Annotated in this window: 25 protein-coding genes; 9 read left to right on the top strand and 16 right to left on the bottom strand. The window is 48.2% G+C overall.

Annotated elements, in window-relative coordinates; all coding sequences use genetic code 11:
• Positions 1 to 67: 67 nt before the first annotated feature.
• The 3 genes from LCM00_RS11770 to LCM00_RS11760 are packed head-to-tail and all read right to left on the bottom strand — an operon-like array spanning position 68 to position 2,802.
• Positions 68 to 1,153, bottom strand: a complete 1,086-nt coding sequence (locus LCM00_RS11770; protein WP_224901932.1) for a PQQ-dependent sugar dehydrogenase — start codon at positions 1,151 to 1,153, stop codon at positions 68 to 70.
• 59 nt (positions 1,154 to 1,212) lie between these two features.
• Complete coding sequence (locus tag LCM00_RS11765; protein ID WP_224902271.1) at positions 1,213 to 2,079, bottom strand: HAD family hydrolase; 867 nt, start codon at positions 2,077 to 2,079, stop codon at positions 1,213 to 1,215.
• A 60-nt stretch (positions 2,080 to 2,139) separates the two neighbouring features.
• Positions 2,140 to 2,802 (bottom strand): DNA alkylation repair protein, encoded by a 663-nt coding sequence (locus LCM00_RS11760; RefSeq protein WP_224901929.1) that lies wholly within the window; start codon positions 2,800 to 2,802, stop codon positions 2,140 to 2,142.
• Between the two features lie 215 nt (positions 2,803 to 3,017).
• Between LCM00_RS11760 and LCM00_RS11755 the strand changes: the two genes are divergently transcribed.
• Entirely contained in the window at positions 3,018 to 4,535 is a 1,518-nt protein-coding gene (locus LCM00_RS11755; RefSeq protein WP_224901926.1) for a BCCT family transporter, read from the top strand.
• A 63-nt stretch (positions 4,536 to 4,598) separates the two neighbouring features.
• Here LCM00_RS11755 and LCM00_RS11750 read toward each other — a convergent pair whose 3' ends face one another.
• The 5 genes from LCM00_RS11750 to LCM00_RS11730 all read right to left on the bottom strand — a co-directional run bounded on the left by LCM00_RS11750 (position 4,599) and on the right by LCM00_RS11730 (position 8,393).
• Positions 4,599 to 5,324 (bottom strand): hypothetical protein, encoded by a 726-nt coding sequence (locus LCM00_RS11750; protein ID WP_224901923.1) that lies wholly within the window; start codon positions 5,322 to 5,324, stop codon positions 4,599 to 4,601.
• 137 nt (positions 5,325 to 5,461) lie between these two features.
• Positions 5,462 to 6,043, bottom strand: coding sequence for an ATP-dependent Clp endopeptidase proteolytic subunit ClpP (gene clpP / locus LCM00_RS11745; protein ID WP_224901920.1), 582 nt, complete (start codon positions 6,041 to 6,043; stop codon positions 5,462 to 5,464).
• A gap of 23 nt (positions 6,044 to 6,066) precedes the next feature.
• Positions 6,067 to 6,747: a sigma-70 family RNA polymerase sigma factor gene (locus LCM00_RS11740; RefSeq protein WP_224901917.1), complete on the bottom strand. Its 681-nt coding sequence runs from the start codon at positions 6,745 to 6,747 to the stop codon at positions 6,067 to 6,069.
• A gap of 147 nt (positions 6,748 to 6,894) precedes the next feature.
• A complete protein-coding gene (locus LCM00_RS11735; RefSeq protein WP_224901913.1) occupies positions 6,895 to 7,386 on the bottom strand; it encodes a GNAT family N-acetyltransferase in 492 nt (163 codons plus the stop codon).
• Between the two features lie 107 nt (positions 7,387 to 7,493).
• Positions 7,494 to 8,393: an SDR family oxidoreductase gene (locus LCM00_RS11730; RefSeq protein ID WP_224901910.1), complete on the bottom strand. Its 900-nt coding sequence runs from the start codon at positions 8,391 to 8,393 to the stop codon at positions 7,494 to 7,496.
• Positions 8,394 to 8,543: 150 nt separating this feature from the next.
• Between LCM00_RS11730 and LCM00_RS11725 the strand changes: the two genes are divergently transcribed.
• The 4 genes from LCM00_RS11725 to LCM00_RS11710 all read left to right on the top strand — a co-directional run bounded on the left by LCM00_RS11725 (position 8,544) and on the right by LCM00_RS11710 (position 14,077).
• A complete protein-coding gene (locus LCM00_RS11725; RefSeq protein WP_224901907.1) occupies positions 8,544 to 9,863 on the top strand; it encodes a short-chain fatty acid transporter in 1,320 nt (439 codons plus the stop codon).
• Positions 9,864 to 10,033: 170 nt separating this feature from the next.
• Complete coding sequence (locus LCM00_RS11720) at positions 10,034 to 10,801, top strand: MerR family transcriptional regulator (protein ID WP_224901903.1); 768 nt, start codon at positions 10,034 to 10,036, stop codon at positions 10,799 to 10,801.
• On the top strand, positions 10,788 to 12,554 hold the full coding sequence (locus LCM00_RS11715) for an ABC transporter ATP-binding protein (RefSeq protein WP_224901900.1): 1,767 nt from the start codon (positions 10,788 to 10,790) through the stop codon (positions 12,552 to 12,554). The genes LCM00_RS11720 and LCM00_RS11715 overlap by 14 nt, the downstream gene beginning before the upstream one ends.
• Before the next feature lie 206 nt (positions 12,555 to 12,760).
• Positions 12,761 to 14,077, top strand: a complete 1,317-nt coding sequence (locus LCM00_RS11710; protein WP_224902268.1) for a YjiH family protein — start codon at positions 12,761 to 12,763, stop codon at positions 14,075 to 14,077.
• 265 nt (positions 14,078 to 14,342) lie between these two features.
• On the opposite strand, the gene LCM00_RS11705 is transcribed toward LCM00_RS11710, so the two are convergent.
• From LCM00_RS11705 to LCM00_RS11685, 5 genes are all read right to left on the bottom strand, one after another.
• Positions 14,343 to 14,834 (bottom strand): hypothetical protein, encoded by a 492-nt coding sequence (locus LCM00_RS11705; protein WP_224901897.1) that lies wholly within the window; start codon positions 14,832 to 14,834, stop codon positions 14,343 to 14,345.
• 25 nt (positions 14,835 to 14,859) lie between these two features.
• A complete protein-coding gene (locus LCM00_RS11700) occupies positions 14,860 to 15,972 on the bottom strand; it encodes a PRK06851 family protein (RefSeq protein ID WP_224901894.1) in 1,113 nt (370 codons plus the stop codon).
• Between the two features lie 168 nt (positions 15,973 to 16,140).
• Positions 16,141 to 16,617, bottom strand: coding sequence for a Cys-tRNA(Pro) deacylase (ybaK, locus tag LCM00_RS11695; protein WP_224901891.1), 477 nt, complete (start codon positions 16,615 to 16,617; stop codon positions 16,141 to 16,143).
• A 135-nt stretch (positions 16,618 to 16,752) separates the two neighbouring features.
• Positions 16,753 to 18,411 carry a glycoside hydrolase family 13 protein gene (locus LCM00_RS11690; protein ID WP_224901888.1) on the bottom strand — a complete coding sequence of 553 codons (1,659 nt, stop codon included), beginning with the start codon at positions 18,409 to 18,411 and terminating at the stop codon, positions 16,753 to 16,755.
• Positions 18,412 to 18,635: 224 nt separating this feature from the next.
• On the bottom strand, positions 18,636 to 19,097 hold the full coding sequence (locus tag LCM00_RS11685; RefSeq protein ID WP_224901885.1) for a hypothetical protein: 462 nt from the start codon (positions 19,095 to 19,097) through the stop codon (positions 18,636 to 18,638).
• A gap of 182 nt (positions 19,098 to 19,279) precedes the next feature.
• Between LCM00_RS11685 and LCM00_RS11680 the strand changes: the two genes are divergently transcribed.
• A complete protein-coding gene (locus LCM00_RS11680) occupies positions 19,280 to 20,002 on the top strand; it encodes a class I SAM-dependent methyltransferase (RefSeq protein ID WP_224901882.1) in 723 nt (240 codons plus the stop codon).
• 151 nt (positions 20,003 to 20,153) lie between these two features.
• Here the strand turns inward: LCM00_RS11680 and LCM00_RS11675 are convergent, their stop codons facing one another.
• Entirely contained in the window at positions 20,154 to 21,056 is a 903-nt protein-coding gene (locus LCM00_RS11675) for an NAD(P)/FAD-dependent oxidoreductase (protein WP_224901879.1), read from the bottom strand.
• An 81-nt stretch (positions 21,057 to 21,137) separates the two neighbouring features.
• Here LCM00_RS11675 and LCM00_RS24645 point away from each other — a divergent pair, with 81 nt between their 5' ends.
• Positions 21,138 to 21,260, top strand: a complete 123-nt coding sequence (locus LCM00_RS24645; protein ID WP_263623336.1) for a thioredoxin domain-containing protein — start codon at positions 21,138 to 21,140, stop codon at positions 21,258 to 21,260.
• A 95-nt stretch (positions 21,261 to 21,355) separates the two neighbouring features.
• Here LCM00_RS24645 and LCM00_RS11670 read toward each other — a convergent pair whose 3' ends face one another.
• Entirely contained in the window at positions 21,356 to 21,964 is a 609-nt protein-coding gene (locus tag LCM00_RS11670; RefSeq protein ID WP_224901876.1) for a hypothetical protein, read from the bottom strand.
• A 14-nt stretch (positions 21,965 to 21,978) separates the two neighbouring features.
• Positions 21,979 to 23,157: a ParM/StbA family protein gene (locus LCM00_RS11665; RefSeq protein ID WP_087944255.1), complete on the bottom strand. Its 1,179-nt coding sequence runs from the start codon at positions 23,155 to 23,157 to the stop codon at positions 21,979 to 21,981.
• 451 nt (positions 23,158 to 23,608) lie between these two features.
• On the opposite strand from LCM00_RS11665, the gene LCM00_RS11660 reads away from it, so the two are divergent.
• Positions 23,609 to 25,261, top strand: a complete 1,653-nt coding sequence (locus tag LCM00_RS11660; RefSeq protein ID WP_224902264.1) for a M20/M25/M40 family metallo-hydrolase — start codon at positions 23,609 to 23,611, stop codon at positions 25,259 to 25,261.
• Between the two features lie 45 nt (positions 25,262 to 25,306).
• Entirely contained in the window at positions 25,307 to 25,690 is a 384-nt protein-coding gene (locus LCM00_RS11655) for a VOC family protein (RefSeq protein ID WP_224901873.1), read from the top strand.
• The last annotated feature ends 96 nt before the right edge of the window (positions 25,691 to 25,786 follow it).

The raw sequence follows: 25,786 nt of genomic DNA, 5'->3' as shown, positions 1-25,786 counted from the left end.
CGTATATTATTTGGACTGTTCTCTCTACATTATCTGAACTATTTACCCAGTGAACCTGCCTCTATTTCTATTCTGAAAGCCGGATTTTATACAGCTTATCATCGTTTGGTCCCGGGTTGCCGCGGCCATCCGTATTATTGCTGGCGAAATACAGGACATCATCGGAGAGCAGCACATCTCTGATCCTTCCGGCACCGGTGATGAGTTCCTTTTGCTCTCCTGTTTCCAGGTTGAATTCAAGGACTGCAGCCCCCCTCAGGGCAGCGGCATAAAGCTTCCCGTCCTTGATGGCTATGCCGGATGGAGCCCAGGTATTGTCCTCCCCGGAGGTGAAGAGCGGCGCTTCCATGCCTTCCTTTTCTTTCTTGCCCTGGATGACAGGCCAGCCGTAGTTTTTCCCGGCCTCGATCCGGTTGATCTCATCATTGGCGGATGGTCCGTGCTCAGAGGCATAGAGAGTACCGTCTTCAGCCCAGGCCAGCCCCTGCGGATTGCGGTGGCCATAGCTGTATACATAAGAACCGGCAAATGGATTATCGTCCGGAACTGTTCCATCCAGATTCATCCTGAGGATTTTTCCGCCAAGAGAATCCAGGTCCTGGGCGATTGCCGGATCAGCTGCCGCATCGCCTGCCGTAGCATAAAGCTTGCCGTCAGGGCCGATTTTCAGGCGTCCTCCATGATGGTATTGCCCGCTCGGAATCCCATCAAGCAGCAGCCTTGTTTCCTCCCAGGCATCCTCCGTCTGCTTCAGGACGACGATCCGATTTCGCTGGACGGCCCCTTCCTCATACGTATAATACGCATAAGCTTCTCCAGAGCTTTCAAAATCCGGGGAAAGGACAAAGCCGAGCAGGCCGGCCTCTGAAGCCTGTGAGAGTTTCTTTTTCAGGCGGACCTCCTGCCTCTGAAGGCTGCCCTTTTCTGCTTTTACAATGCTCCCTGTCCTTTCAGTCATATAAAAAGTGCTTCCTGCCTGGTCGATTGCCCACGGGGTCTTCAGATCGGCTGCGAGTTCTTCTGCATCCGGCACGGCTAAAGCCGCTTCCTCGCTTTCCTGCTGCCGCGGCTCTTCCTCATTCGATTTGTTTTCTGCCGAGCAGCCTGCCATTGCAAGCAGGCCAAGCAGCATGAATAGGACTGATTTTTTCACAGTATCTCCGCCTTTCAGCTGAAGGTTTCAAAACGTCCAAAAAACATGCCGTCCTTCCCTTATGCCTCAAGGGCATCCAGGATTGCTTTTGCAACCCCGCTTTCTTCATTGGTCAGCGTGACATAGTCGCACTGTGCCTTGATAATGTCATCTGCATTGCCCATGGCAACAGACCTGCCCACGCGTTTGAACATAGAAAGATCGTTATAGTTATCGCCTATTGCCATAGCATCCTGGATGCCTGTCCCGCTTTTTTCAAGGAAGGCTTCAAGCGCAACGCCCTTTTGCGCATTTCTGCTTGTCAGCTCCAGATTTTCCTCACCGGAAGAGCTGATGACAAGTCCTTCGTCTTCAAGCGGCACAAGGGCTTCCTTTGCAGCTGCCAGCCTTTCAGCATCGACTGAGAATGCAAGGAGCTTATAAATCTGATGCTCTGTGTCATCGAAAAGGATATCGTAGCTGTCGACCTTATGGACAAGCCCTTTTGTGAACCTTTCCTCCGCTGCCTTCATGACTTCATCCACATCAGCTTCAGGGTTTCCGCTCATGAAAATATCAACAATGATAGAAACGCCTTTATCGGCATCAATCGTGTATGTGCCTTTATTTGTGTATACTTCGAAATAAACGCCATTTTGCAGGAGCGCCATGCCGGCTGTCCTTGCCGTCGACTTGTCGAGCGGATTGCTGGCTATCACTTCTTTATCGATGGACCTCACTTCCGCCCCATTGACGCAGATCATCGGGCAGCGGATCCCCGCTTCCTCGAGGACAAAGTTTGCCTCAAAATAAGACCGCCCTGTGGCGATGACCACTTCCACCCCTTCAGCCTGAGCCTTCTGGATCGCCTTTTTGTTTTCTTCTGTAATCTGCTGGGTTGCAGTCAGCAGTGTACCGTCCATATCAATCGCAATGCATTTTACCATATTTTCTTCACCTACTAATTGTTTTTTCAATCTATGTAGCATTCTATCAGTTTTTCCTTCTTACTTTAAATATTTGCTACCTTCACGGATGCTTAAGGGTGCGAGCGAAGACTTGCTGATAAAGCTTCTGACTGACTCGGGATTTGTCTTGCTGTACTCCCTCAATGCCCAGCCGATTGCTTTCTGGATGAAAAATTCCCTGCTTCCGGCGTTCTGGCTGATGAATTCATACAAGATGTCTTCACTTGTATCTTGCTTGTAGCGGAGCTGGAAGATGATGCTCGTCCTTCTCAGCCACAAATGGCTGCCATATGCCCAGCTCCTCACTGTCTCCTTAACGGTTTCAGGATGATCGGCGGCAATGCGGCCGACAGGATGGGCAGCCAATGTATCAACAGTATCCCACCAGGATTTTTCTGTAATCAATCTCTCCATAAAACGCATGTCGTCTTTAACAAGCTTCTTCAAGGAGCTGATGATATAGTCACAGGCTGCATATTGATATTCTCTTTCTTCCTTCTTCCATAGCTTCGAAACCAAATCATGCTGAAAGGGCTCCTTCAGGATTCCTGTTTCTGCAAAAAACTCCTTTGTCAGCTTCCTGCGCTCCGGCGTCCTGATTCCCAGGAACGGGAAGTTGTCTTTCATATATTTTCTCATCGGCACTGCCTGCTCCGCATTCTTGTGCAGGATGAACTTTTCTTCCAGATGTTTGAGATGCATTCCATCCAGCTCCTTGTATATTCAGATTTTTTGCTAAATAGGTTGCTAGCTTGCTTATTTGAGTATATATGCACGTGAGGCACTCTTAAGGCAGCGAAATCCCGGCTTTCCCGCCAAATATTCTTGGATATGGCCATTTCCAGCTATTGATGGCGTTTTCACCTGCCTTTTATACATGTTAAGGTTAAATATAGAGAAAAAACAGGGGGTATTCTATGAATGAACAGCAAGATAAGTCATTAAACAGTGTTTTTTGGGTCTCTGCTTCAGTGATCCTTCTGCTTGTCCTCACAGGCGTCTTCCTGCCTGAGATTTTTTCAGGGGCCGCACAGAAAGCCTTCGATTTCACTACATACGCCTTTGGCTGGTTTTACCTGCTATCGGTACTCCTCTTTGTATTATTCTGCCTATTCCTGGCCATCAGCAAATATGGCCGCATCCGGCTTGGCGGAAATGATGAAAGACCCGAATATTCCTTTTTCACATGGATCGGCATGCTCTTCAGCGCCGGATTCGGCATCGGCCTTGTCTTCTGGGGAATCGCCGAGCCGATGAGCCATTACTTTTCGCCTCCCATCGCTGACATGGAAGGGCTCACACCTGAAGCAGCAAGGACTGCCATGGGCTACTCTTTCTTCCATTGGGGCGTCAGCCAATGGTCAGTCTTCACGATTGTCGGACTCGCAGTCGGCTATTTCCAATTCCGCAAAAAGCAGGACGGGCTTATTTCCACTACGCTCAAGCCAATCATCAGTGTAAAAAAGGAGCGGACAGGCCTCCGGAAATTCATTGATATCCTGGCTGTCATTGCCACTGTCCTGGGTGTAGCCACATCACTCGGGCTTGGGATCCTGCAGATTAACGGCGGATTGAATGCTGCCTTCGGGATCACTAACAGTGCATGGGTACAGATTATCATCATCGTCGTTTTGACAGCCCTTTTCCTTTTGTCGTCTACGACCGGACTGGATAAAGGAATCAAGTATTTGAGCAATCTTAACCTTTCCCTTGCTCTGATCATCATGCTCTTTGTATTCATTGCCGGGCCGACTGTATTCATCCTGAATACGTTCACACAGGGGATCGGGGATGATATTACCAATTTCATCAACTGGAGCCTGCGCCTGACACCTTATAAAGGAGGTACATGGGTGCGCGACTGGACGATTTTCTATTGGGCATGGGCCATTGCCTGGTCCCCGTTCGTCGGTGCTTTCATCGCCAGGGTCTCAAGGGGCAGGACCATCAGGGAATTTGTTGTCGGCGTGCTGATCATCCCGCCGCTGATCGCCCTTTTATGGACAGCCGTGTTCGGCGGGACCGCCCTGCACTTTGACCTGTTCCAGGGAACCGGCATTGCAGAAGCAGTCAATGCGGATGTTACCAGTGCGCTGTTTACAACCTACGGGGAACTGCCTATGACATTTATTGTTTCCATCCTTTCGATTCTGCTGATCTTTACCTTCCTTATCACCTCAGCAGACTCGGCAACATATATTCTCGGCAGCATGACATCCAAGGGCTCGCTGATGCCTCCCCTCGGTGTGCGCATCGTCTGGGGCATCCTGATCGGTGCGATTGCGGCCGTCCTCCTGCTCAGCAGCGGGCTTGAGGGTCTGCAGACTGCCTCGCTTGTCGCAGCCCTGCCGTTCACCGTCATCCTTGTCTTTATGTGCGTTTCGCTCCTCAAATCATTGAGCAAGGAACCGCCTGTGCCAAGGACCAAAAAATAAACAGCGAAACTCCCGTGTATAAGCGGGAGTTTTCTTTTATAGGGTGTCCATATTATTTTTCCCCTAATGCTTTGATATATATGATTCAAGCTCCTCCATGTTATTTGTACGAAAAACAACCTTCTCCTGATTAAAAACAAAATAGGCAGGCAGCTCGTTCAGTTCCAGTTCATGATAGACTTTTTTTAAATAATCCAATTCTCCAGAGATGTATCCTGAGGCAAATCGATCGCCTGATTTTTTTTGGGCAAATTCAATGGATGATGAACCGCTGGCAGCAAACCCAATGATAGTTTGAACCTCTTTATCCGGATCCAGAAGTTCCTGATAAGAGACAGTCTTTTCAGTTTTGACTCTGGTTAAATACGTTGCCTTTCCTTTATTCCATTCAGCCTTGATCACAAGAGTCACAGTTCCGGGACGGTTTGTAAAATGAAAGACAGATCCATCCTGTTTATAGATTTCTTCTTCAAGCCGCGGCTCCCAGGCGGAAATGGATATTAGATCAGGCTTCTCCGGAAAAGAGACAGCAAGATCTGCAAATGGGCCGACCGGCAATGCCTCAATGCTTTCCAGGGAGTCTGATAGATTAGCTTTATTCAATACTTTGGAAGTGTCCGTCCCGTTCCATGAATAATCAAACAAAACTGCTTGAGCTTCCTTGCCTTCTGACACTATTTCAGGGAATGGAGGCTTTTCTTCTTTATACAGTTTCCATATATCGAAAGATAGCAATATAGCCAATAGCGCTATCGCTCCAATCCCCCATTTCAAAGATTTATTAGTCATGATCCGCCCCCTTTCATTACCCTAAATATTACCATATTTTCTTTCGTTTCCAGAACTTAATGTGAATTTCCCAACAGGATTTAAAATTCATTTCCCCAAAAAAGGCAGCCCTCCTTAAAAGGCTGCCTTTCCCGCTATCAGCTATGAAAAATGATATGATCAATAATCCCGTATTCCTTTGCTTCCTCGGCACTCATGAAATAGTCGCGGTCTGTATCCCTGGCTACTTTTTCAACAGGCTGGCCGGTTTTTTCGGAAATGATTTTGTTGATATGCTCCCGGAGCTTCAAAATGCGTTTTGCGGATATTTCAATTTCAGTCGCCTGCCCCCTTGCCCCGCCGAGCGGCTGATGGATCATGATTTCGCTGTTCGGAAGGCTGCAGCGCTTGCCTTTCGTGCCGGCGAGCAGGAGCATGGCACCGAAGGAGGCCGCCATCCCCGTGCAGATTGTCCTGACATCAGGCTTGATGTATTGCATAGTGTCATAGATCGCAAAGCCGGCTGTAGTTGAGCCGCCCGGACTATTGATGTATAGGGATATATCCTTGTCAGGTGCGTCAGCGGCAAGAAACAGCAGCTGGGCAATTACGCTGTTTGCCACATGATCATTGATCTCTTCTCCGATCATGATGATCCTGTCCTTCAAAAGCCGTGAATAGATATCATAGGAGCGCTCGCCCCTGCTCGACTGTTCGATTACATAAGGTATTGCCGTCATATCAATTCCTCCCTTTCTGCGGTCTACGCCGCGATAGAGAGTGTGCATTGCGGAGGAGTCTGCCTATGCTGGCAGGGATTTGGCTCAGCGTGGACAGAAAGGCTTTTCAGGGACGGCAGCATGGGGAGCGCCTTTAGAAGACAGCCTGGATCTTCTTCCTGGAGGGACCTGGCCAGCAGCCTGGCAACAGCAGCAGCTTCTTCGCTCCCGGTGTCAGGGCTGCCTGTGTCAGCATCTGTCTGCAGCTGCCTGCGCGCCCGGCTTAAGGCTGACTTTACGGCAAATTCGGTTGTCTGCAACAGTCCGGCGATTTCCTTTGAGGTATATTGAAACCCCTCCTTAAGAGCATAAATGACTGCCTGCTTCAATGTCAGGCATTCCATCAGCTTATCGACAGCTTCAATGCTGACGTATTGCTTCTCTTCTTTCCGGATGGGCTCCGGCGCCTCCTCCAGCTGCTCCTTTTTCCGTTTGCGCGTCACATCGACCCAGCAGTTATAGGCAATTTTCTTCAAAAGTGCCTGACTGACCCGCTCAGGCTCATAGCTGCTGGCGGCACGGAGGAAAGCCTCCTGGGCCAGGTCGTCTCCATCCCAGCTGTTCTGCGCCAGGAATCGGCTATAGCGCTGAAGGGCGGGATACATCTCATCCGCCTTCTCCGCCAATCCCTGTACCCGGTCTGCCTTTTCCTGCTTCATCACCATCGCTGCTCACTCCTTTTACACATCTCTGCCCCTTAAACGGATCAGGGAGGAAGAAAAGATACGGCTAATCACATTTATTTTATTCAGCTGCATGAAAGAGTTCTCTAATAGTGTATTCTTCAGGAAGCCGGCCCAAACCTTCCCGGTTTATTTTCCAACTGTGAAAAACTGGCCAAGGCACAGCTCCCCGTCCTCTGTTTTTTCCATTTCCTCATAAGGAAACCCATTCGTGCTGAATACCTTCTTCCAGAAGCTTACCGCCCTCTTGTTTTCTGCAAGCTGCTCAACATAGTAAGTCCCTTTATGCTTCTGAAACAATATATCGAGGGCCTCCTCCGCAATCCCTTTTCCCCTGTAGGGATGGAAAAGGAACATATCATTGATGCAGTAATCGGCCATTTTCAGGAATGGTTTTTCCAAAAACAGCAGGAAGCCGGCAATCTCTTCCCCGTGTTTAATGAGAAGAACCGAAATGCCCGGTGTATCCCAAATTGCATCGAACGAGTCAAACTCAAATGTACCTTGTCCATTCGGAATAAGGGAGGGTGAATATTGAGACAGGTCATGCAGGTAGAAGCTGTACAGGTTCCGGACTATTTCCTTTTTTGAAGCCTCTGCCCCGGCTAAAGTTATATTCATAAATGTTCTCCTCTTCTTTGTCAGACTATTAAAATAATATAAGGTTCCCGGTGTTTCAGCAAGATTTATCCATATAAAAACCGGGCCAGCCAGCCCGGCAGCTTTTCTTATGAACTAACCATCGTCCCGCCGTTGATGTGCAGCACCTGCCCGCTCATATAGCGGGAATCATCGGAGGCAAGGTAAACATAGCCAGGCGCCAGCTCAAACGGCTGGCCGGCCCTTTTCATCGGCGTATCCGTGCCGAATTCTGATACCTTCTTTGCTGAGAAGCTGGCCGGGATGAGCGGTGTCCAGATAGGGCCGGGAGCTATGGCATTCACCCGTATTCCCTTTTTCTCAAGCGACAATGATAAGGACCTTGTAAAGGTTACAATCGCGCCTTTTGTCGAGGAATAATCAATCAGGTCTTTATGGCCTTCGTAGGCCGTAACAGATGCTGTATTAATGATGGAGCCCCCTGCCTTCATATGGGGAAGAACGGCCTTTGTTAAGTAAAAAAATGCGAAAATATTGGTTTCAAAGGTGTCGAAGAGCTGTTCCCTTGTGATATCGAGAATGCTTTTCTGTACAAATTGGACGCCGTGGTTATTGACGAGGATATCAATCCTGCCGAATTGGCGAAGCGATTGTTCGACAATTTCCTGGGAAAAGTTTTCCCTCCTCATATCGCCGGCGATAAAAAGACTTTCCCCGCCAAGCTCCCGGATCCTTTCCTGTGTTTCCCGGGCATCCTGATGCTCATTCAGGTAGACAATGACGACTTTGGCGCCTTCCTTTACAAACGCATAGGCCGCCGCACGGCCAATCCCGCTGTCGCCGCCGGTGATGATGGCCACCTTCCCTTTCAGTTTTCCTGAACCCCGATAGTCCGGGTCCTCCGAAATCGGTCTTGGCACCATCTTATATTCCAGGCCGGGCTGTACATCCTGATGCTGCGGCGGGAAAGACAGCGGCTTTTCTTTGCATTCCTCTTTTTTTCCGTAATAAGGATAGACTGGATACATGCTCACCACTCCTGTTCATAGGCATATGACTATCCAGTGTATTCGCAATCTGCCTCCTTTGTGAAAAAAGAAGATTAAGGAGCAAAAGAAGGAAAAATTAGAATATTACAGAAACTATATAGGTATTGTTTTTTTAAAGGGGGAATTTATATGAAAGCTGTCGTTTCACTTTTTAACCGGATCATGCAGCGCTATCTGCCGGATCCATTCCTGTTTGTCGTGATCCTGACCTTCGCCGTTTTCGGTCTGGGGATCATCTTTACAGACAGCAGCCCGTACCAGATGGTCCAATTCTGGGGAGGCGGGTTCTGGGGGCTTCTGACCTTCTCGATGCAGATGGTGCTCGTGCTGGTGACCGGCCATGTGCTGGCAAGCAGCCGGATTTTTAAGAAAGGGCTTGGCTCACTGGCCGGCCTGGCCAAATCACCGGGTCAGGCCATCATCCTTGTCACCATCATTTCGATGCTGGCAAGCCTGATCAACTGGGGCTTCGGCCTCGTCATCGGAGCCCTTTTTGCCAAAGAACTGGCTAAAAAGGTCAAGAATGTAGACTACCGGCTTCTGATTGCAAGCGCATACACCGGCTTTATCGTCTGGCATGGAGGCATTTCCGGTTCTATTCCGCTCACAATTGCAACCGCCGGGCATTTCTCAGAGGACCTGATCGGCATCATCCCGACAGACCAGACCATTTTTGCTGTTTTCAATATTGCTATTATCATAGGCATTTTCGTCATTATGCCGATTGTTAACAGGATGATGATGCCGTCCAGGGAGGATACCGTCGCAGTCGATCCTGCCCTGCTTGAGGAGGACCAGCCGGCCGCTGCCATTGAACAGGCTGCCCTTACACCGGCAGACCGGCTTGAGAACAGCAAAATTCTTTCCATGCTGATCGGTCTTTTTGGACTTGTATTCTTATTCTATTATTTTGCCACAAACGGCTTTAAACTCAATCTTGATATCGTTAACTTCCTGTTCCTGTTCCTGGGCATCCTGTTCCATGGGACTCCAAAGCAATTCCTGAACGCCGCGGTCAATGCCGTGAAAGGAGCCAGCGGCATCATCATCCAGTTCCCGTTCTATGCGGGGATCATGGGAATGATGACGACTTCCGGGCTTGCGGCTGTGATGTCAGAGGCATTCGTGTCCATTTCCAATGACTTCACCTTTCCATTCTTCGCCTTCCTTTCCGCCGGCCTGGTCAATTTCTTTGTTCCGTCAGGAGGCGGCCAATGGGCTGTACAGGCGCCGGTCATGCTTGAGGCGGCACAAACGCTCGGTGTTTCAATACCGAAAACGGCCATGGCAGTCGCCTGGGGCGATGCCTGGACTAATCTGATCCAGCCATTCTGGGCACTTCCCGCCCTTGCCATTGCAGGGCTGAAGGCGAAGGATATCATGGGCTATTGCGCGCTTGCTTTATTTGTAAGCGGTGTCATTATATCGCTGGGGATGCTGTTTCTATAAGACTTCCGAAAACCCGCTCCGGCGGGTTTTTTTCATGCGGCCGCTTCCTGCTTATGGGCGGGGCAGCGGCTTGGCTATAATAGACTTAAGCAATTTTTATAAAAACAGCTTGCATCTCACGCTGCGTGAGGTTTTATGATATAGACAGATAGAATAGGGGAGATGAAGAGATGGCTGGCAAATACTCAATCGGTCAATTTTCAAAAAAAACCGGCACCACGATCAGGACACTCCATTATTATGATGAAATCGGCCTCCTCGTGCCAACCGAAATAACAGACTCAGGGCGCCGCTACTATTCCGACCCTGATTTCACCGTGCTCCAGCGGATTGTGACACTAAAATACATCGGCTATTCTCTCGAGCAGATCAAAGGGATGCTCCAGAATGAAAAATGGAGCCTAAAGGATTCCCTTGCCTTCCAAAGAGCAGAGATGATCCGGAAGAAGGAAGAAGTCGAAGGGGTCATCCGGGCTTTGGACCGGGCCCTCTATGTGATGGAGGATCAAGGCGAGGTGGATGCAGGCGTCTTCATTTCACTCATCAACACCATCCACCGGGAGGACGAGCAGAAAGAATGGCTGAAGAGCATCCTCCCGGAAGAAAGAGTAAATTCCATTTACGCCATTCCTGAGGAGAAACAGCGGGAATATGAAAGCAGATGGGCTTCCATATCCATGGGCTTGAAGGAGCTTGCAGGTTCAGACCCTGCCAGCGGGGAAGTTCTGGCTTTGATTAAGGCAATGATGGAGATAGTCGATGAAATCTCAGGAAATGACCCTTCGCTTCTGAAAGAACTCAGTTCCGTGGATTTCGGCGATCATGATGACGGCGGCCTTTTCCATATCCCCTTCTCCCCTGAAGAGGAAGAATGGCTTGCAGCCGCACTCGGTCTGTATCTGGAGCAGAAAGGAATGAATGTTGATGAAGAAAAATGAGGAGCCTGCAATCAAGAAAGGAAGCTGGAAAGCTTTCTGGAGCCTGCTGAAGGATTCCAAGCCGCCGCGCTGGATCCTGCTGTCGGCCATTATTCTCAGCATCCTGGAAACCGGTGCCGGGCTGATCGTCCCCCTGTTCACCAAGTCAATGGTCGACCAGCTGGCCGCATCATCTTTGGAGATGAGCGTCATACTGCTTCTGGCAGGTGCCTTCCTTATCCAGACTGTCTCCTCCGGCTTTTCCTACTATTTCCTCAGCTATATCGGGGAAGCAGTTGTAGCATCCATCAGGAGAAAGCTTTGGGGGCAGGTTCTCCATCTGCCGGTCCCTTTCTTTGACCAGCAGCAGTCGGGCGAAACGATGAGCCGGGTCACTCAGGATACAAATATTGTGAAAAACCTCATTACACAGCATTTAATTTCATTCCTGACCGGTATCATTTCCATCATCGGCTCCGTAATCATCCTTCTCCTGATCGACTGGAAGATGACTCTTGTGATGATCATTGCCGTACCGCTGGCCATTGCTATGATCATGCCGCTCGGGCAGAAGATGTATAAGATTTCAAGGGCAACCCAGGATGAAATGGCCAGTTTTTCCGGCAATCTCGGGCGGGTCCTTGCCGATATCCGCCTCGTTAAAGCTTATCATGCTGAAAAAGCAGAGCAGGAGAGCGGTGACAAAGGAATACGCCATTTATTCCAATTCGGGCTGAGGGAAGCGAAAATTCAGGCAGTCATTTCCCCCTTCATGACTTTCATCATGATGTTTGTGCTTGTCATCCTGATCGGTTATGGGGGCGTCCGCGTTGCTTCTGGCGCCCTGTCGGCCGGCTCGCTCGTCGCAATCATCATTTATATGTTCCAGATTGTCGTCCCTTTCAGCCAGATGGCATCCTTCTTTACAGCCTTCCAGAAGGCTGTCGGGGCAACAGAAAGGATCCAGCATATATTTAACACCGAAAAAGAAGTGGATAAAGGCACGGAGGCTGTAGACAACCCCAGCCAGGATATCACTTTTGAGAAGGTGAGCTTCGCCTACAAAGAGAAGGAGATCCTTGGCGGGGCATCACTGACTGTACCTGCCGGAAAGACGACAGCAATCGTCGGCCCGAGCGGAGGCGGAAAGACCACCCTGTTCGCCCTGCTGGAGCGCTTCTACCTGCCGCAGACAGGCCGGATCCTTCTTGGGGATCAGGACATCAGCTCCTTCCGCCTTCATTCATGGCGGTCATCCATCGGCTATGTTTCCCAGGAAAGCCCGATCATGTCAGGCACCATCCGCGATAATATTGCCTATGGAATGGAGCGGGAGGTGCCTGATGAGGAAATTGAAAGAGCTGCCGGGCTCGCCAATGCTTCGGAATTCATCAATGCCCTGCCTGATGGTTTCAACACACAGGTCGGTGAGCGCGGCATCAAGCTTTCCGGCGGCCAAAGGCAGAGGATTGCCATTGCCCGGGCGCTGATCCGCAATCCCCGCATCCTGCTGCTTGATGAAGCCACATCCAATCTCGACAGCACATCAGAGCATCTTGTCCAGAAAGCGCTGGAGCATCTGATGGAGGGCCGCACCACCCTTGTAATTGCCCACCGGCTCTCCACTGTAGTGGATGCCGATCAGATTGCCGTACTGGAAAATGGAAGCATTACCGGGACAGGCACACACAAGGAACTGTATGAAAAACATTCTTTATACAGGGAGCTCGCAGAGCAGCAGCTATCAGACCGCTCTGCTGCCACAGGAGGCTGACTTTTCAGGTCAGTCTCTTTTTTTATAAATATATTCTTTGGGAAATAGGTTTAAAAACAAGGGAATCCGTGGAATTTAAGAGAAGTGGGTTGGCAATTCATACAGGATGAATTAAAATAACCTTTGTCTTATAAATATAAATTGTATTAAGGGTGAATGTTTTGATAGAATCTGCAGCGAGGAAAAAAGCATCAGGAAAAAGTTTTATGCTCTTCCTCATTCCTTCATTGATCGGTATCAGCTTATTTATGCTTCCTATTTCTTATAAAGGCGAAGTGACCATTCCCATCGCCATTTTATCCGGCCTTGTCCAGGACCTTCTGGCAGCCTATCTGCCGGCCATCATGACCGTGATCATTGTATTGACGCTTGCCGGCACACTGCTTGCCAAGCTTGTAAAGCCCGCCTTCATTCGCAGAAGCGCGTTTTTCACTGCTCTGTTCGATGTACCGGCCATCTGGTTTGCCGCAAGAGTGATCGGCGCCATCTTTGCATTGATGACTTTCTACCAGATCGGCCCGGAATGGGTATGGTCTGAGAATACAGGAGGGCTGCTTCTTTTTGATCTGCTCCCTGTTCTATTTTCAGTGTTTCTATTTGCAGGATTATTCCTGCCGCTGCTTCTGAACTTCGGGCTGCTCGAGCTTTTCGGCTCCCTCCTGACGAAGGTGATGAGGCCCTTGTTCAGGCTGCCGGGACGCTCTTCGGTTGACTGTGCGGCATCCTGGCTCGGCGACGGCACGATCGGTGTCCTTTTGACGAGCAAGCAGTACGAGGAAGGCTTTTATACAAAAAGGGAAGCGGCCGTCATCGGCACAACCTTCTCTGTTGTCTCGATCACCTTCAGCCTTGTTGTTATTTCCCAGGTGGATTTAGGAAGCTATTTTGTTCCTTTTTATCTGACCGTCCTCACAGCCGGGATTGTGGCAGCCCTTATCTGTCCGAGAATCCCGCCGTTGTCAACCAAGCCTGACACCTATGTTACAGAGGATGCTCCCCAGCTTGATGAAACCATTCCGGAAGGCTACACACCGCTCAGCTGGGGTGTGGCCCAGGCAACAGCCAAAGCGGCAACAAACCGCGGCATCAAGCAATTCTTTGAGCAGGGTGCGAAAAACATCCTCGATATGTGGATGGGTGTCGCGCCGATCGTCATGGCGCTCGGGACATTGGCGCTGATTGTGGCGGAATTCACGCCAATCTTTAAGATTGCAGGCATGCCGTTCATACCTCTCCTGGAGCTTATGCAGGTGCCTGAGGCGAAAGCAGCCTCAGAGACACTCGTCGTCGGCTTTGCGGATATGTTCCTGCCATCTGTCATCGGAAGCGGAATTGAGAGCGAGATGACCCGCTTTATCGTCGCCTGTACATCAGTGACACAGCTGATTTATATGTCAGAAGTCGGCGGACTCCTGCTTGGAAGCAAGATCCCTGTCTCCCTGAAAGACCTGATCATCATTTTCCTGGAACGGACGATCATTACCCTGCCGGTCATCGTGCTGGCAGCACATCTTATTTTTTAACGAAGAGAAGACCTCTTCAGGATGGCTGAAGGGGTCTCTTTTATTTGATAAGAAAGTATATCTTTTAACTTTGAATACTGTCTTGCAGCTGCGCCTGCCCCCTCTAGGTCACAAGCCGATCCTGCCATATAGATAGGCAAAGGACGCCTTTTTGCCAGGATTTTCTTGAGGCCCTCAGGAAGCTGGTCATGCAGACGTTGCCACAGGACGTGGCGTTCTTAGTCTGCGTTCCTTTAGGGTGACCAAGGCGCTTGCACATTTCTTATCAGGTGCAGCGGAAGGAGCGGATCCGGCTGGTATCTGTGCCGTAATACTCCCAGCGGAACCTTCTCCACCTCCAGCCGGCTACAGAAGTCCTGCCGACGAATGTCGGATAGAACCAGAAGCTTCTGCCATTATTCAGCCATAAATAGGTGAAGCGGTATAAGCAGCCTCTGATGGCGCCAGGATCGACGGCAAAGACAGAGGCAGCCTGTGTCTGGAGTTCAGGGGTGAAGGATGGCGGCGGGCTGCTGGGCGGTCCTCCCGCCTGGCCCTGACCTTCTCCTCCGCCTGGGAATCCAGGCTGCCCTCCTCCACCTGGGAACCCGGGCTGCCCTCCGCCTCCCGGGAAGCCAGGCTGGCCTGGAAAACCGGGCTGGAAAGGAAAGCCGGGCTGGCCCCCGCCCCCTGGAAATACACTAAATCTTGAATGCTGCGGCAGCAGATCTGCCTGAGGGTGAGGATAATACTGGCCTTGGTAAGGATAATAATTCATGGGTCGTTCCCCTTTCTGCTTTCAGTTAATCGGCATAGATTGGATGGGGTGTTTCAATGCGGAGAATCTTCTCCTCAATCTTGTCACGGATGCTGTCCACAATTGAATAATCCATGGCTTCTGAATAAATCTTCTCCAATTCATCATTCAGCCGCTTGGCGTCTGCCAGATAGCCTGTTGACTCTGTCATCTTCGCTTTATATTTGGAGGCAATTTCTTTGATTTCATCAGCAAAAATTTCATCGGTGCCAGGTGTGATCAGCTGTTCATACATATCAATGATTTCATCCCCATCCCTGCTCGGGAAATATTCATGGGGAGCCGTACTGTCGAAAATCGCCAGGCCCAGCTCACGGATAATCAGCATATCAAGGCTGTTGGGATCAAATCCGCAATGATACACCTCGATGTCAAAGCCGCGCTTTTCAGCTTCGGCGGCCAGCTTCTTCAGTAGCGTCGATTTGCCTGAGCCTGGACGGCCCTTGATGAAGTATCGCTTATGAATATCAAGCGTCAGATTCGGAATGCAGTCGACCGCGCCCTTTGGCGTGGCAGCACCTAAGAACCGATGCTTTACAGATGAGATTTTATTTAAAGTCATTTTGCCGTAAAAAACTTGTATCAGTTTTGATGTAAGCTGGTTCGCCTTTTCAAAATCCATGCTGTCAATATAGAATTTCTCCCAGTCATCATGAATTTTCAATGCTTCTGCAAATGTGCTGTAAGCCTGTTTATAGCAGGCATTGATCTTGCTGTTGAGCCTGAGTATCTTCCCTTTCTGGCTGGCCAGCTGGGCAGAGTCCCAAGCTTCCCCAAGATTGACATATTCCTCTATGGCACCAGGCGCTTTCGGTTCAATGACCTGCGGCGCAGTGCCGTCTACAATTCCGACCTTTAGAGCTGGGATGATCACCCCGCTGACAGAGTCATTGTCCGATGGACTGTGGATGAGCTCGATGTTATAGCCTTTATCAAGCCATTTAGAGCCTATTCCTTTCATGAGTGTCGATTTCCCGGTGCCAGGTCCGCCCTTAAGTATAAATAAACGCGATAAATCCTGAAGATTGGATTCATATAAGCTGTGGAATCCTCTTGCAGTATTGCCGCCTGCAAAATAGTCGATAATTTTTCCAGCCACATTCACACATCCTTTTTCAGTTGATTGCTGAATGGTCCTACCCCTTTACTGTATGCTGGGACGGCCGTATGGGTGAACGCCTATGTACAGAAATTTGCTGCTAGTGGATGTACTTTTTTTGAGGACAAAATAAATAGCCCCATGCGCTGCAGGGGCCTTTAGGTGCTGCTATTCTTTTACAAGTTCCTGCCATTCGGCTTTAATCAATTCCTTCAACCCTTCAGGCGGAAGTTCAATCTGGAGGCCGATCTTCCCGCCGCTGACGATAATGCTTTCAAGCTGCTCCCCCTGTGAATCAATAAAGGTGGGGTACAGCTTTTTCATGCCGACAGGCGAGCAGCCGCCGCGGATATAGCCTGTGAGCTTCTGAATATCCTTCACTGGCACCATTTCCACCTTTTTCTCGCCTGCTGCTTTGGCAGCTTTTTTGAGATCGAGCTCTGCACCAACCGGAATAATGAAAACATAGACATTCTTGCCAGCCTGGGCGACCAGTGTTTTATAAACCAATTCCGGATCCCTGCCGATTTTTCCGGCAACCGATACTCCGTCAATTTTGCCGTCCTTGCTGTCATAGGCCAAAGAACTGTACTCCATCTTTGCTGCATCCAGCAGCCTCATTGCATTCGTTTTACCCTGGGCCATTGCTTTTCCCTCCTGCAGCGTTTTTCCTTTATAGTAGCATTTCCAACGGGTTCCAGGCACCTATGAAACAGAAAAACCCTTCCCGTTTCAGGAGGGGTTCTTCTTGAACTGGTCTATAGGTGGTATAGGTGCCTGTCACCCAATACGGTATACCCGCGCTTCGTAAGGCTTCAGGGTAACGCTTTTCCCTTCCGCTTCTGCTGCCGGATAGTTGTTCAGGAGCAGGTTTTCCGGTTTTAAGGCGAAATCGCTTGTAAAAATGGCTTCTTTTGCGGACAGATTGGTGATGACGATGACCTGATCGTCTTCTGATGTGCGTGTATAGGCATAGATCTGCTTGTCATCTTCAAGCAGCAGGTCATATTGTCCATAGGTAAAGACTTCATTGGCCTTTTTCAAAGTGATCATTTTTTTATAGAAAGACAGGATGGACTTTTCATCTTTTTCCTGCTTTTCAACATTGATGTCTGTGTAATTGCTGTTCACTTTCATCCAAGGGCTGCCGCTGCTGAAGCCGGCATTGGCTGTGCTGTTCCACTGCATCGGTGTCCGGCTGTTGTCGCGGGATGAAGCCCAGATGATCTCCATGATTTCCTGGTGGCTCTTGCCTTCTTCTGTTTTAAGCTTGTAAAGATTCTTTACGGCCACATCGTCATAATCATCAATGGAAGGGAACTGGACATTCGTCATCCCGATCTCCTGGCCCTGGTAGATGAAAGGCGTCCCCTGCATCAGGAAATACATCGCAGCCATTGAGGTCGCGCTTTCCCGCCAGAACTCCTGGTCATTGCCCCATGTTGAAACAACACGCGGCTTATCATGGTTTTCAATGAATAATGCATTCCAGCCATCTTTTTCAAGGCCCTTCTGCCAGCGGGTCAGCACTTTTTTCAGCTCAACGATATCCAGCTCAGGATTTGTTTCCGCATCCCACAGACCAAGGTGCTCAAATTGGAAGATCATATCCATCTTTCCGTTTTCAGAGCCTACCCATAAGTCTGCTTCGTCCACGGTGACGCCGTTTGCTTCGCCGACGGACATGCTGTCATAGTTGGCATACGTCTTTTCCTTGAACTCCTGAAGGAACTCATGGATGCCTTCCTGGTTCATATGCATATCAAAGGAAGAAACATATTTCTTATTTTCCGGATTCGGCAGGTCAGGCATGCCGGGGCGTTTCTTGATATGGCTGATGGCATCGATCCTGAAACCGTCGATTCCTTTTTCAAGCCACCAGTTCACAACATCATAAAGCGCCTCGCGGACATCGCTGTTCTCCCAGTTTAAGTCCGGCTGCCTTCTTGAGAATACATGGAGGAAATATTGCTGAGTCAATTCATCCCATTCCCATGCAGAGCCTCCGAAAATACTTTCCCAGTTATTCGGTTCAGCATCCTGTTTGCCGTCCCGCCAAATGTACCAGTCCCGCTTTGGCGAGGTTTCGGAAGAACGTGATTCTATGAACCATGGATGCTCATCACTCGTATGATTGAGGACCAGATCAATGATCAGCTTCATGCCCCGCTGATGGACCTCTTCGAGCAGCCTGTCGAAATCGGCCATCGTTCCGAAATCCTCCATGATGTCCTGATAATCGGAGATATCATAGCCGTTGTCATCATTCGGCGATTTATAGACAGGACAAATCCAGATCACATCGATGCCAAGATCCTTTACATAATCAAGCCTTTCAATGATTCCCTGAAGATCGCCGATTCCGTCTCCATTTGAATCCTGAAAGCTGCGGGGATATATTTGATAGCCTACTGCTTCTTTCCACCAGATTTTTTTCATATGAACACCCTCAAGTAATTAATGTTTGTATGCGCAAACGTTTGCATTAATGAGCAAAAAAAAAACTGCATACATCTATATGTAGTGTAACGCTTACATAGAATTTAATCAATACGAAAGTGAAGCGCAAGGATAGGAAAATATGACCCTTTGACAATGTGCGTTTAAGAATCACTATAAGGCAAATCCAGCAAAAAACCGGCCATCCTCATGGATGCGCCGGTCTACACAGCTTCAGCGGCTTCTGCCTCAAGCAGCTCCATATAGGGCTGAAGCGAATGATATATGATGGTTTTTACAAAAGCGATATTAATATGCCCCAATAGTTTTTCTGCAAATTCCCAAGCGTTTTCTTCAATACGGAGAGCAAGCTGGTTTCTTTCCTGCGAGGTGGCTGCAAGGTCAAAACGGTCTGCAAGCTCCCCGAGCTCCCGGTCTTCGGCATGGCCGATTTCATGTGCGCAAACGACTGCAAAATAATCTTCAAAATGGTCAAGCGAGGAAAAAATCTGCTGACACTGCTTTTTAATTTCCTCGATATATAATGTAATGGTATGGGTCCCCATGCTGTATTTTCCACCGGCAAAACGGTTTCCCCCGAAATAATCCTCCAAAACGACAACGGCCGTGCTTCCTGCTTTTTCAAGAAGCTCATCAACGATTAGTTCAAGCCTTTTATTCGCCATTCTTACACCTTTCTTTGCAAATAAGCTAATAATCCATCACAGCGAAAGAAAGGGAAACAAATCCTTTACCCCATTAACTCTGTAATGAAACATTATCTTACCATTATTTTTGTGACTTTGCACCCTTTTTATCCATATACTGTAGGGCACAGACAGAACGGAACAGGAGGGATACCGGAAACATGAAGCCATCATATCAGGATGCCCTTGCTTTTTTCGGAATGGGCGGCGCTCACCCGGGCGGTTTGGCTTTGACGAAAAGAGTTTTGGGAATGGAACAGCTCTCAGGCAAGGAAAAGGTGCTGGATGCAGGCTGCGGCACAGGGCAGACAGCTGCCTTCATAGCCAAATCCTTCAAATGCCAGGTAACAGCGATCGACCGCCATCCACTGATGATTGGCCAGGCAAAGAAAAGATTTGCCCAGGAAGGCCTGGCAGTCAATGCCCTTAGGGAAAATATCGAAAATCTATCTTTTGCTGATAATAGCTTTGACTATATTATCGCCGAATCTGTCATTATTTTTACCAGCATTGAACAATCTTTGAAAGAAATTAAACGGGTTCTCAAACCAGGCGGTATATTCCTTGACCTCGAAATGACGGCTGAGGAGCCATTGAATCCCCAGGAGAAAAACCAAATTCAGAGTGTCTACAGCATCAAGCGCCTGCTGACAGAGGGAGAATGGCTGCAGACTTATACATCAGTAGGTTTCCGGTCCCCAAGGACGGTAGCGGCCAATTCCATTTATACTGAAATCATCAACTCACCGTGGGATCAGCAGCCGGAAATCGCTAACCCGCACCTTGTCAATCCTAAATACGAGCATATACTGATTGAGCACCAAAAGCTGCTGGCCATCTATGCCGAGCGACTGGGATACCGGGTATACCGGATGCAAAAATAGACGTGATTATACAATCTATGCATGAAGCCGGCATTGTATGTATAGTGTCCACCCAGGAAGTACAGCGGCGGCAGGGTTGTTCATTATAATGAACACACAATCATAAAGAGACCCCCGCCTTTTGCATAGCAGGGGTTTCTTTATTCATTATTTACTTTTCTTCCGCCAGAATGGACTTATGGATCCAAATCGCTGCCTGGGATCCGTCTCCCATCGCAATGGTCACTTGTTCTGAATGAGCAACTACATCTCCCGCCGCCCATACGTTCTTGACATTGGTCATCTTGGAACGAGGATTTACGTTTATATGCTTGTTTTCAAGCCTTTCCACCCCAAGCTGCTTTGCCAGGTCTGACTTGACTTCATTTCCCCCAAAAGCCGTAAAGCCCCGTTCCCCCATAACCTTCTGCCCATTTTCAAGCAGAAATCCCTGGATGTTCGCCCCGTCAGCTATGGCTTCCGCGATTGGTTCTTCCATATATTCAATATTCAGTTCGCGCAATTTCCCCATCAGCTCCGGGCTGACTTCCTTTTTCTCATGATTGATAAAAACTAATTCGTCTGTCCAGTAGGAAAGCGTTACAGCCATATTGGCCCCAGGATTGCCAGAGCCGATCACAATCGTCCTTTTATCTTTCACCTCATAGCCGTCGCAGTCCGGACATACATACACACTGACGCCGAGCGTTGGATAAAGGTTCGGGAATTCCGGGATCCTGTCCATTACCCCCGTTGATAACAGCAGCCTTTTGGACTCCAGCTGTCCGCCGTCCTCAAGGGTAATTTTAAACCCGCTTCCCTCTTTCTCCGCCTTCTCTGCTTTTCCCAGCTTAAATTCCACTCCAAGCTTTACTGCATGAGACCGCCCGATGTCCCTGAGCTCCTGGCCGCTAACCCCATCAGGATACCCAAGGATATTATGATAGCTTTTGCAGATGGTCGACCGTCCATGGTTTGAGTCCACAACCAGCACCTTGTGTTTATACCTTCCCAATTGAATCGCAGCCTGCAGGCCCGCAATCCCTCCGCCGATGATGATGCAATCGTATGTCATTCTATGGCCTCCTTGCGCCTTTTAGGTATTTACAGGTAATTTACCCTCATTAGGGTTCTATTAACTCACGGAAATGCTATTTTGGCTGATTATAAAATCCCGTCCAGCTTCTTTATAGATTCTTCAGGAAAAATTGCCAGAGTGTACGAAGGAGAAATGAGCAAAGAAGATTTGAATGACTGGGCAGGTGAATTGGTTAATTAGACAAAATCAACTTCTGCTCTTGGCACTAGCGTCGTATAGAAAAAAAAAACAAAAAAAGAGACAGGCCAGTTAGTGCGCCTGTCTCTTTCTTCATCCTATTTGTTCATATGAGCAAGAAAATCGCCAAGAAGGTCTTCCATGCTTTCTTCTTCCTGGTCCTCGTTTTCAGCCGAACGGTCTATTTGTACACTTGACCAATCAATATCATCCAGATCGTCATCAGCACCATCTGTGAACGCAGGTATTGCTTCCTCTTCTTCCTGCACTGGAGGGGAGGGAGGAGGAACATCCGCCTGATAGACCGGCTCCACTTCCCTTTCCTTCTGTTCCTGCAGATAAAGGGCTTCATCAATATCGGTCGATTTGCTGTTCAGGCTGGCAAGCAGCGCAGCGGACCGTACCGGATCTGTGATCAGCTGGTAGATGATGCTGCCGAGAAGGGCTTCAGAGTGCTCGTGCTTGAGCCAGTCGCGCTGCATCTTGCTGAGCGCCTTCGGCAGCGGAATTGTAACGGTTTCCTGTTCCTGTTTGACTGATTGGCTGACACCCTGCATGACATAGTCGGCAATCCTGCTGGAAAAATTCCTTTTTTCAGCCTCTTTAAGCTTTTGCAGCTGTTTAACTAAGTATTCCGGGGTATCAGAAGGTACACGAAACGCAATCGTCTGGCCTCTTTCGATCCCCTTGGATGAAGATTTTGTCATGTTACCACCTTATTTTATGCTTTTACTGGCTTCTTCTCATCCTGCTTGTCCGGCTTGGATGTTCTCTTCAAATGGTCGGCAACCAGCTTGTAATAAGCATTTGCCATCATCCAGATACTCTCTTTTTCATCCTCGAAGAAGTCGATATTATATCCATCAAGGCTGTTGTTCAGTGATTTGATATATTCCTTCAATACAGCAGATCCCCCGCCGACGAAGTAGCAGATCTCTGTCTGCGAATTTTTCTGCCAGACATTGCGGAGCAGGCGGTATTGCTTTTTGGCAAGGTCGAACAGAATGCGGTCAGTGATGTCATGGACGCTTGTCCTGCTTCCTTTGACCATGATATGGTTGCGGTCATTTTTCTTGGTGATGATCTCCACCACATCGCGGCGGCTGTCCAGCTCAACGCCATGCTTGGATCTGATTTCCTCACGGATCATTTCCAGTGATTCCGATACGCCCAGGTTAAAGCCCTGTGCCTTGTCATCATCAACCGTACGGTTCTTGATGACAGCGATATCTGTGGATAGGCCCCCGATATCCTGGATTAGGATACGCTTGTCGATCAGTTCCTTATTAATAATGTTCAGGTCATTATCCATCACAAGATTGATGAATGCCGCGAATCCTTCTGGATAAACCTTTACATCGCTGAATTTCAGATTGACTTTGATGCCCTGGTATTTAGGCGTGACCAGGAATTCCACCTGGTGCACTGACCCAAGCAGCTTCGAACGGTAGCCCGCATCTTTCCCTTCCTTCACTTCACGGAGAGGGAGCCCTGTGCCCAGGATGTAATTAGTATCGATAATATTGTTATTTTTCGGGAACAAACCAGCATTTTCTTCCCTTACCGCATCAAGGGCAAGTGAAACGAAAAGCATGACAAGCGTCTGGTCTTCCTCGGATTTACTGCTGCCGGGATCAAGCTCGGAAGCATTGTCGCTTTTAGTTGCCAGTGTTCCTACACGATAGATTGCATTATTGTCTTTTAATGCTGGGGAATGAACTTTAACATGAATCCCGTCCAAAGGTTCTTTGCTGTCTAATTCTTCTATGCCGATTACCGGTCTGTCCGCAACATCCCTCGCAATGACATTCGGTATATTCAATTCATAATCCAATTTTCCGAATAAGGCTTTAAGCGAATCATTGCCTACGTCTACTGCTGCTATTCTCGGGTTTTTCAAATCTACCATTCCTTTCACATTGTACCTTGCTTATCGTACAAGCAATTATCTTAAGCTTAATTAATATTTGGAAAATATTCAATGAGTTTCATATAAAGTAATATAAATGTTAGATTGTAAACATTACGCAAACTTTATCTCTTTTTCAAAAAACGTTGTCAAATCAGTATTTAAACAACTTTGTAAACTTGTAAACATTTTTATAAACATTATGTATACAATTTGTTTGCAAGTTCACATTATTGTTTTCATTTGCAAACATATACGCAAACAAGTAAACAAATTTGTTTTCAACCTATTTAACTCCTTTTTTCTTCTTAAAAATCTATTGCTCTCCTCCCCTTCCAGGAACTTTAAACAGTTAAAAAACAGTCCCCTTGACGACCGTTCCAAAAATAGGATAATTTTAATACATTAACAGTTTACTAGATAAAAGGAGAGCTTGATGAAGATGCTTAATTGCCGCGAAGAAACTTTGGCCATTACGAAACAGCTGGTCAATATCGAAAGCATAGTAAATACAAATGGCGAGAAGGTGATCGCCCATTCTTTATATACACTCTTATCCTCGTTCCCCTATTTTGCGGAGAACAGTGGACAGCTCGTTATAGAGCAGACAATAGATGATGAATTGGAACGGTATAATGTACTGGCTTTTGTGAAAGGAACTAAAAGAAAAAACAGCCGCACAGTCATTCTGATGGGACATATGGATACTGTCGGTATCGATGATTTCAATCAGCTCCGTGATGCAGCATGCGACCCGGATCAGCTTGCAGACCTGTTCAGGAATGAAGAACTCCCTTCCGGAGCAAAGGAACAGCTTGAATCCGGCGACTGGATGTTTGGCAGAGGTGTGCTTGATATGAAGAGCGGGCTTGCAAGCCATCTCTATCTTTTAAAGTACTATTCTGAGCATCCGGAAGAATTAGAAGGAAATCTCGTCTTCCTTGCAGAATGTGATGAAGAGGACGGTTCACATGGAGTCCTGTCTGCTTTGAAGACCTTGAAGAAATGGAAGGATGAGCATAAGTTCCATTATGCTGCAGCCATTAATGCTGACTTTGTCTCCCCCCGATTTGAGGGAGATACAAACCGGTATATCTACAAAGGAACGGTTGGGAAGCTCCTCCCCTCCTTCTTCATAACAGGCGCTGAAACACATGTTGGCTCCTGCTTTGAAGGTCTGGATCCGAATTTCCTTGCTGCTGAACTGACAAGGCAGATCAGCTATAATCCGGAACTGAGCAATGAAGCGCTTGGGGAAACAACAGTTCCCCCGGTATCTCTGAAGCAGACCGACCTCAAGCCTTCCTATACAGTCCAGACGGCACTGAGTGCTTATGTCTACTATAATTTCTTCATTCATTCATGGTCACCAAAGGAAGTATTGGAGAAGCTGAAGGAGCAAGCCTATATCGCCTTCAATAGCGCCCTCTCTTCCTTTGAACAGCGGAACCGGCAATTTGCCGAAATGAGCGGCGAACCATATGCCGAGCTGCCCTGGCAGCCGCGCGTCTACACATATGAGGAGATGCACAGGATGCTGGTGGATGAGCATGGGCAAGCCTATACTGACCATATGGACGGCTTTAAAGAAGAATTGCTCCTTGATAACACTTTAGATACAAGAATGTATGCAGCTCGAGTCGTGGAAGAAGCATGGAAGTGGATGAAGGATAAGAGCCCGGCGATGATTCTTTTCTACTCTTCTTTATACTCGCCGAGAATTGAGCTTTCCGGACAGACGGAGGATGAAAGAAGGCTTATTGAAGCTTTGGATCAGGCGGTGGAAGAAATCCAGCCTTCCTATCCTCACCCAATCATCGCAAAGAACTTTTTCCCTTATATATCGGACATGAGTTTTATCGCACTCAGCGATGATGAAGCTGGTATCAGTGCTGTATCTGACAATAACCCTGGATGGGGAACAAAGCATTATGTGGAATACAGTGATATCCGCGAAATGAATGTGCCTGTCATCAATATAGGGCCATACGGGCTGGATGCACACAAGAAACTGGAGCGCATGGAAATGAAATATTCACTTGAGATTGTCCCTAACCTGACAAACCGGGTGATACAGCAGGTACTAAAGTGCTAGGTTTCCTGGGAAATGATTGCAAAATAATAGTGAGGAGATGTTTTTATGGCAGGAAAAAGAATCGACCATGTAGGAGTAATGGTTAAAAATATAGAGAAATCAATAGAGTTTTATACCAACACTGTCGGCATGGAGCTGAAGGCAGAGGTGCCCCATTCAAACGGTGTCATTAAGCTTGCATTCCTTGGCTTCAGCGGGAATGAAGAGACTGAGCTGGAGCTGATTCAAGGCTATAATGACCAGCTCCCGGAGGAAGGTACGGTCCATCATTTTGCGGTCAGCACCGATGATGTGGAGGGCGAATTCACCCGTCTCAAGGAGCTTGGAATTGAACTCATAGACCAGGAAATCACCACTCTCCCGAATGGCTACAAGTATTTCTTTTTTTACGGGCCTGACAGAGAATGGATTGAGTTCTTTCAGCGTTAAGGTTAAAGACATACTTAGGATTAAAGAAGCTGGTTTGTTTATTCTTTTTTGTTTAATATTGGGGCTGTTGATTTCCGTTCCAGGCACTTCGCTTTC

Source organism: Bacillus infantis (assembly GCF_020171945.1).
Classification (GTDB): Bacteria; Bacillota; Bacilli; order Bacillales; family Cytobacillaceae; genus Bacillus_AB; species Bacillus_AB infantis_A.
The sequence above is the reverse complement of the archived record's forward strand: the minus strand, read 5'-3'. Positions and strand labels throughout refer to the sequence as shown.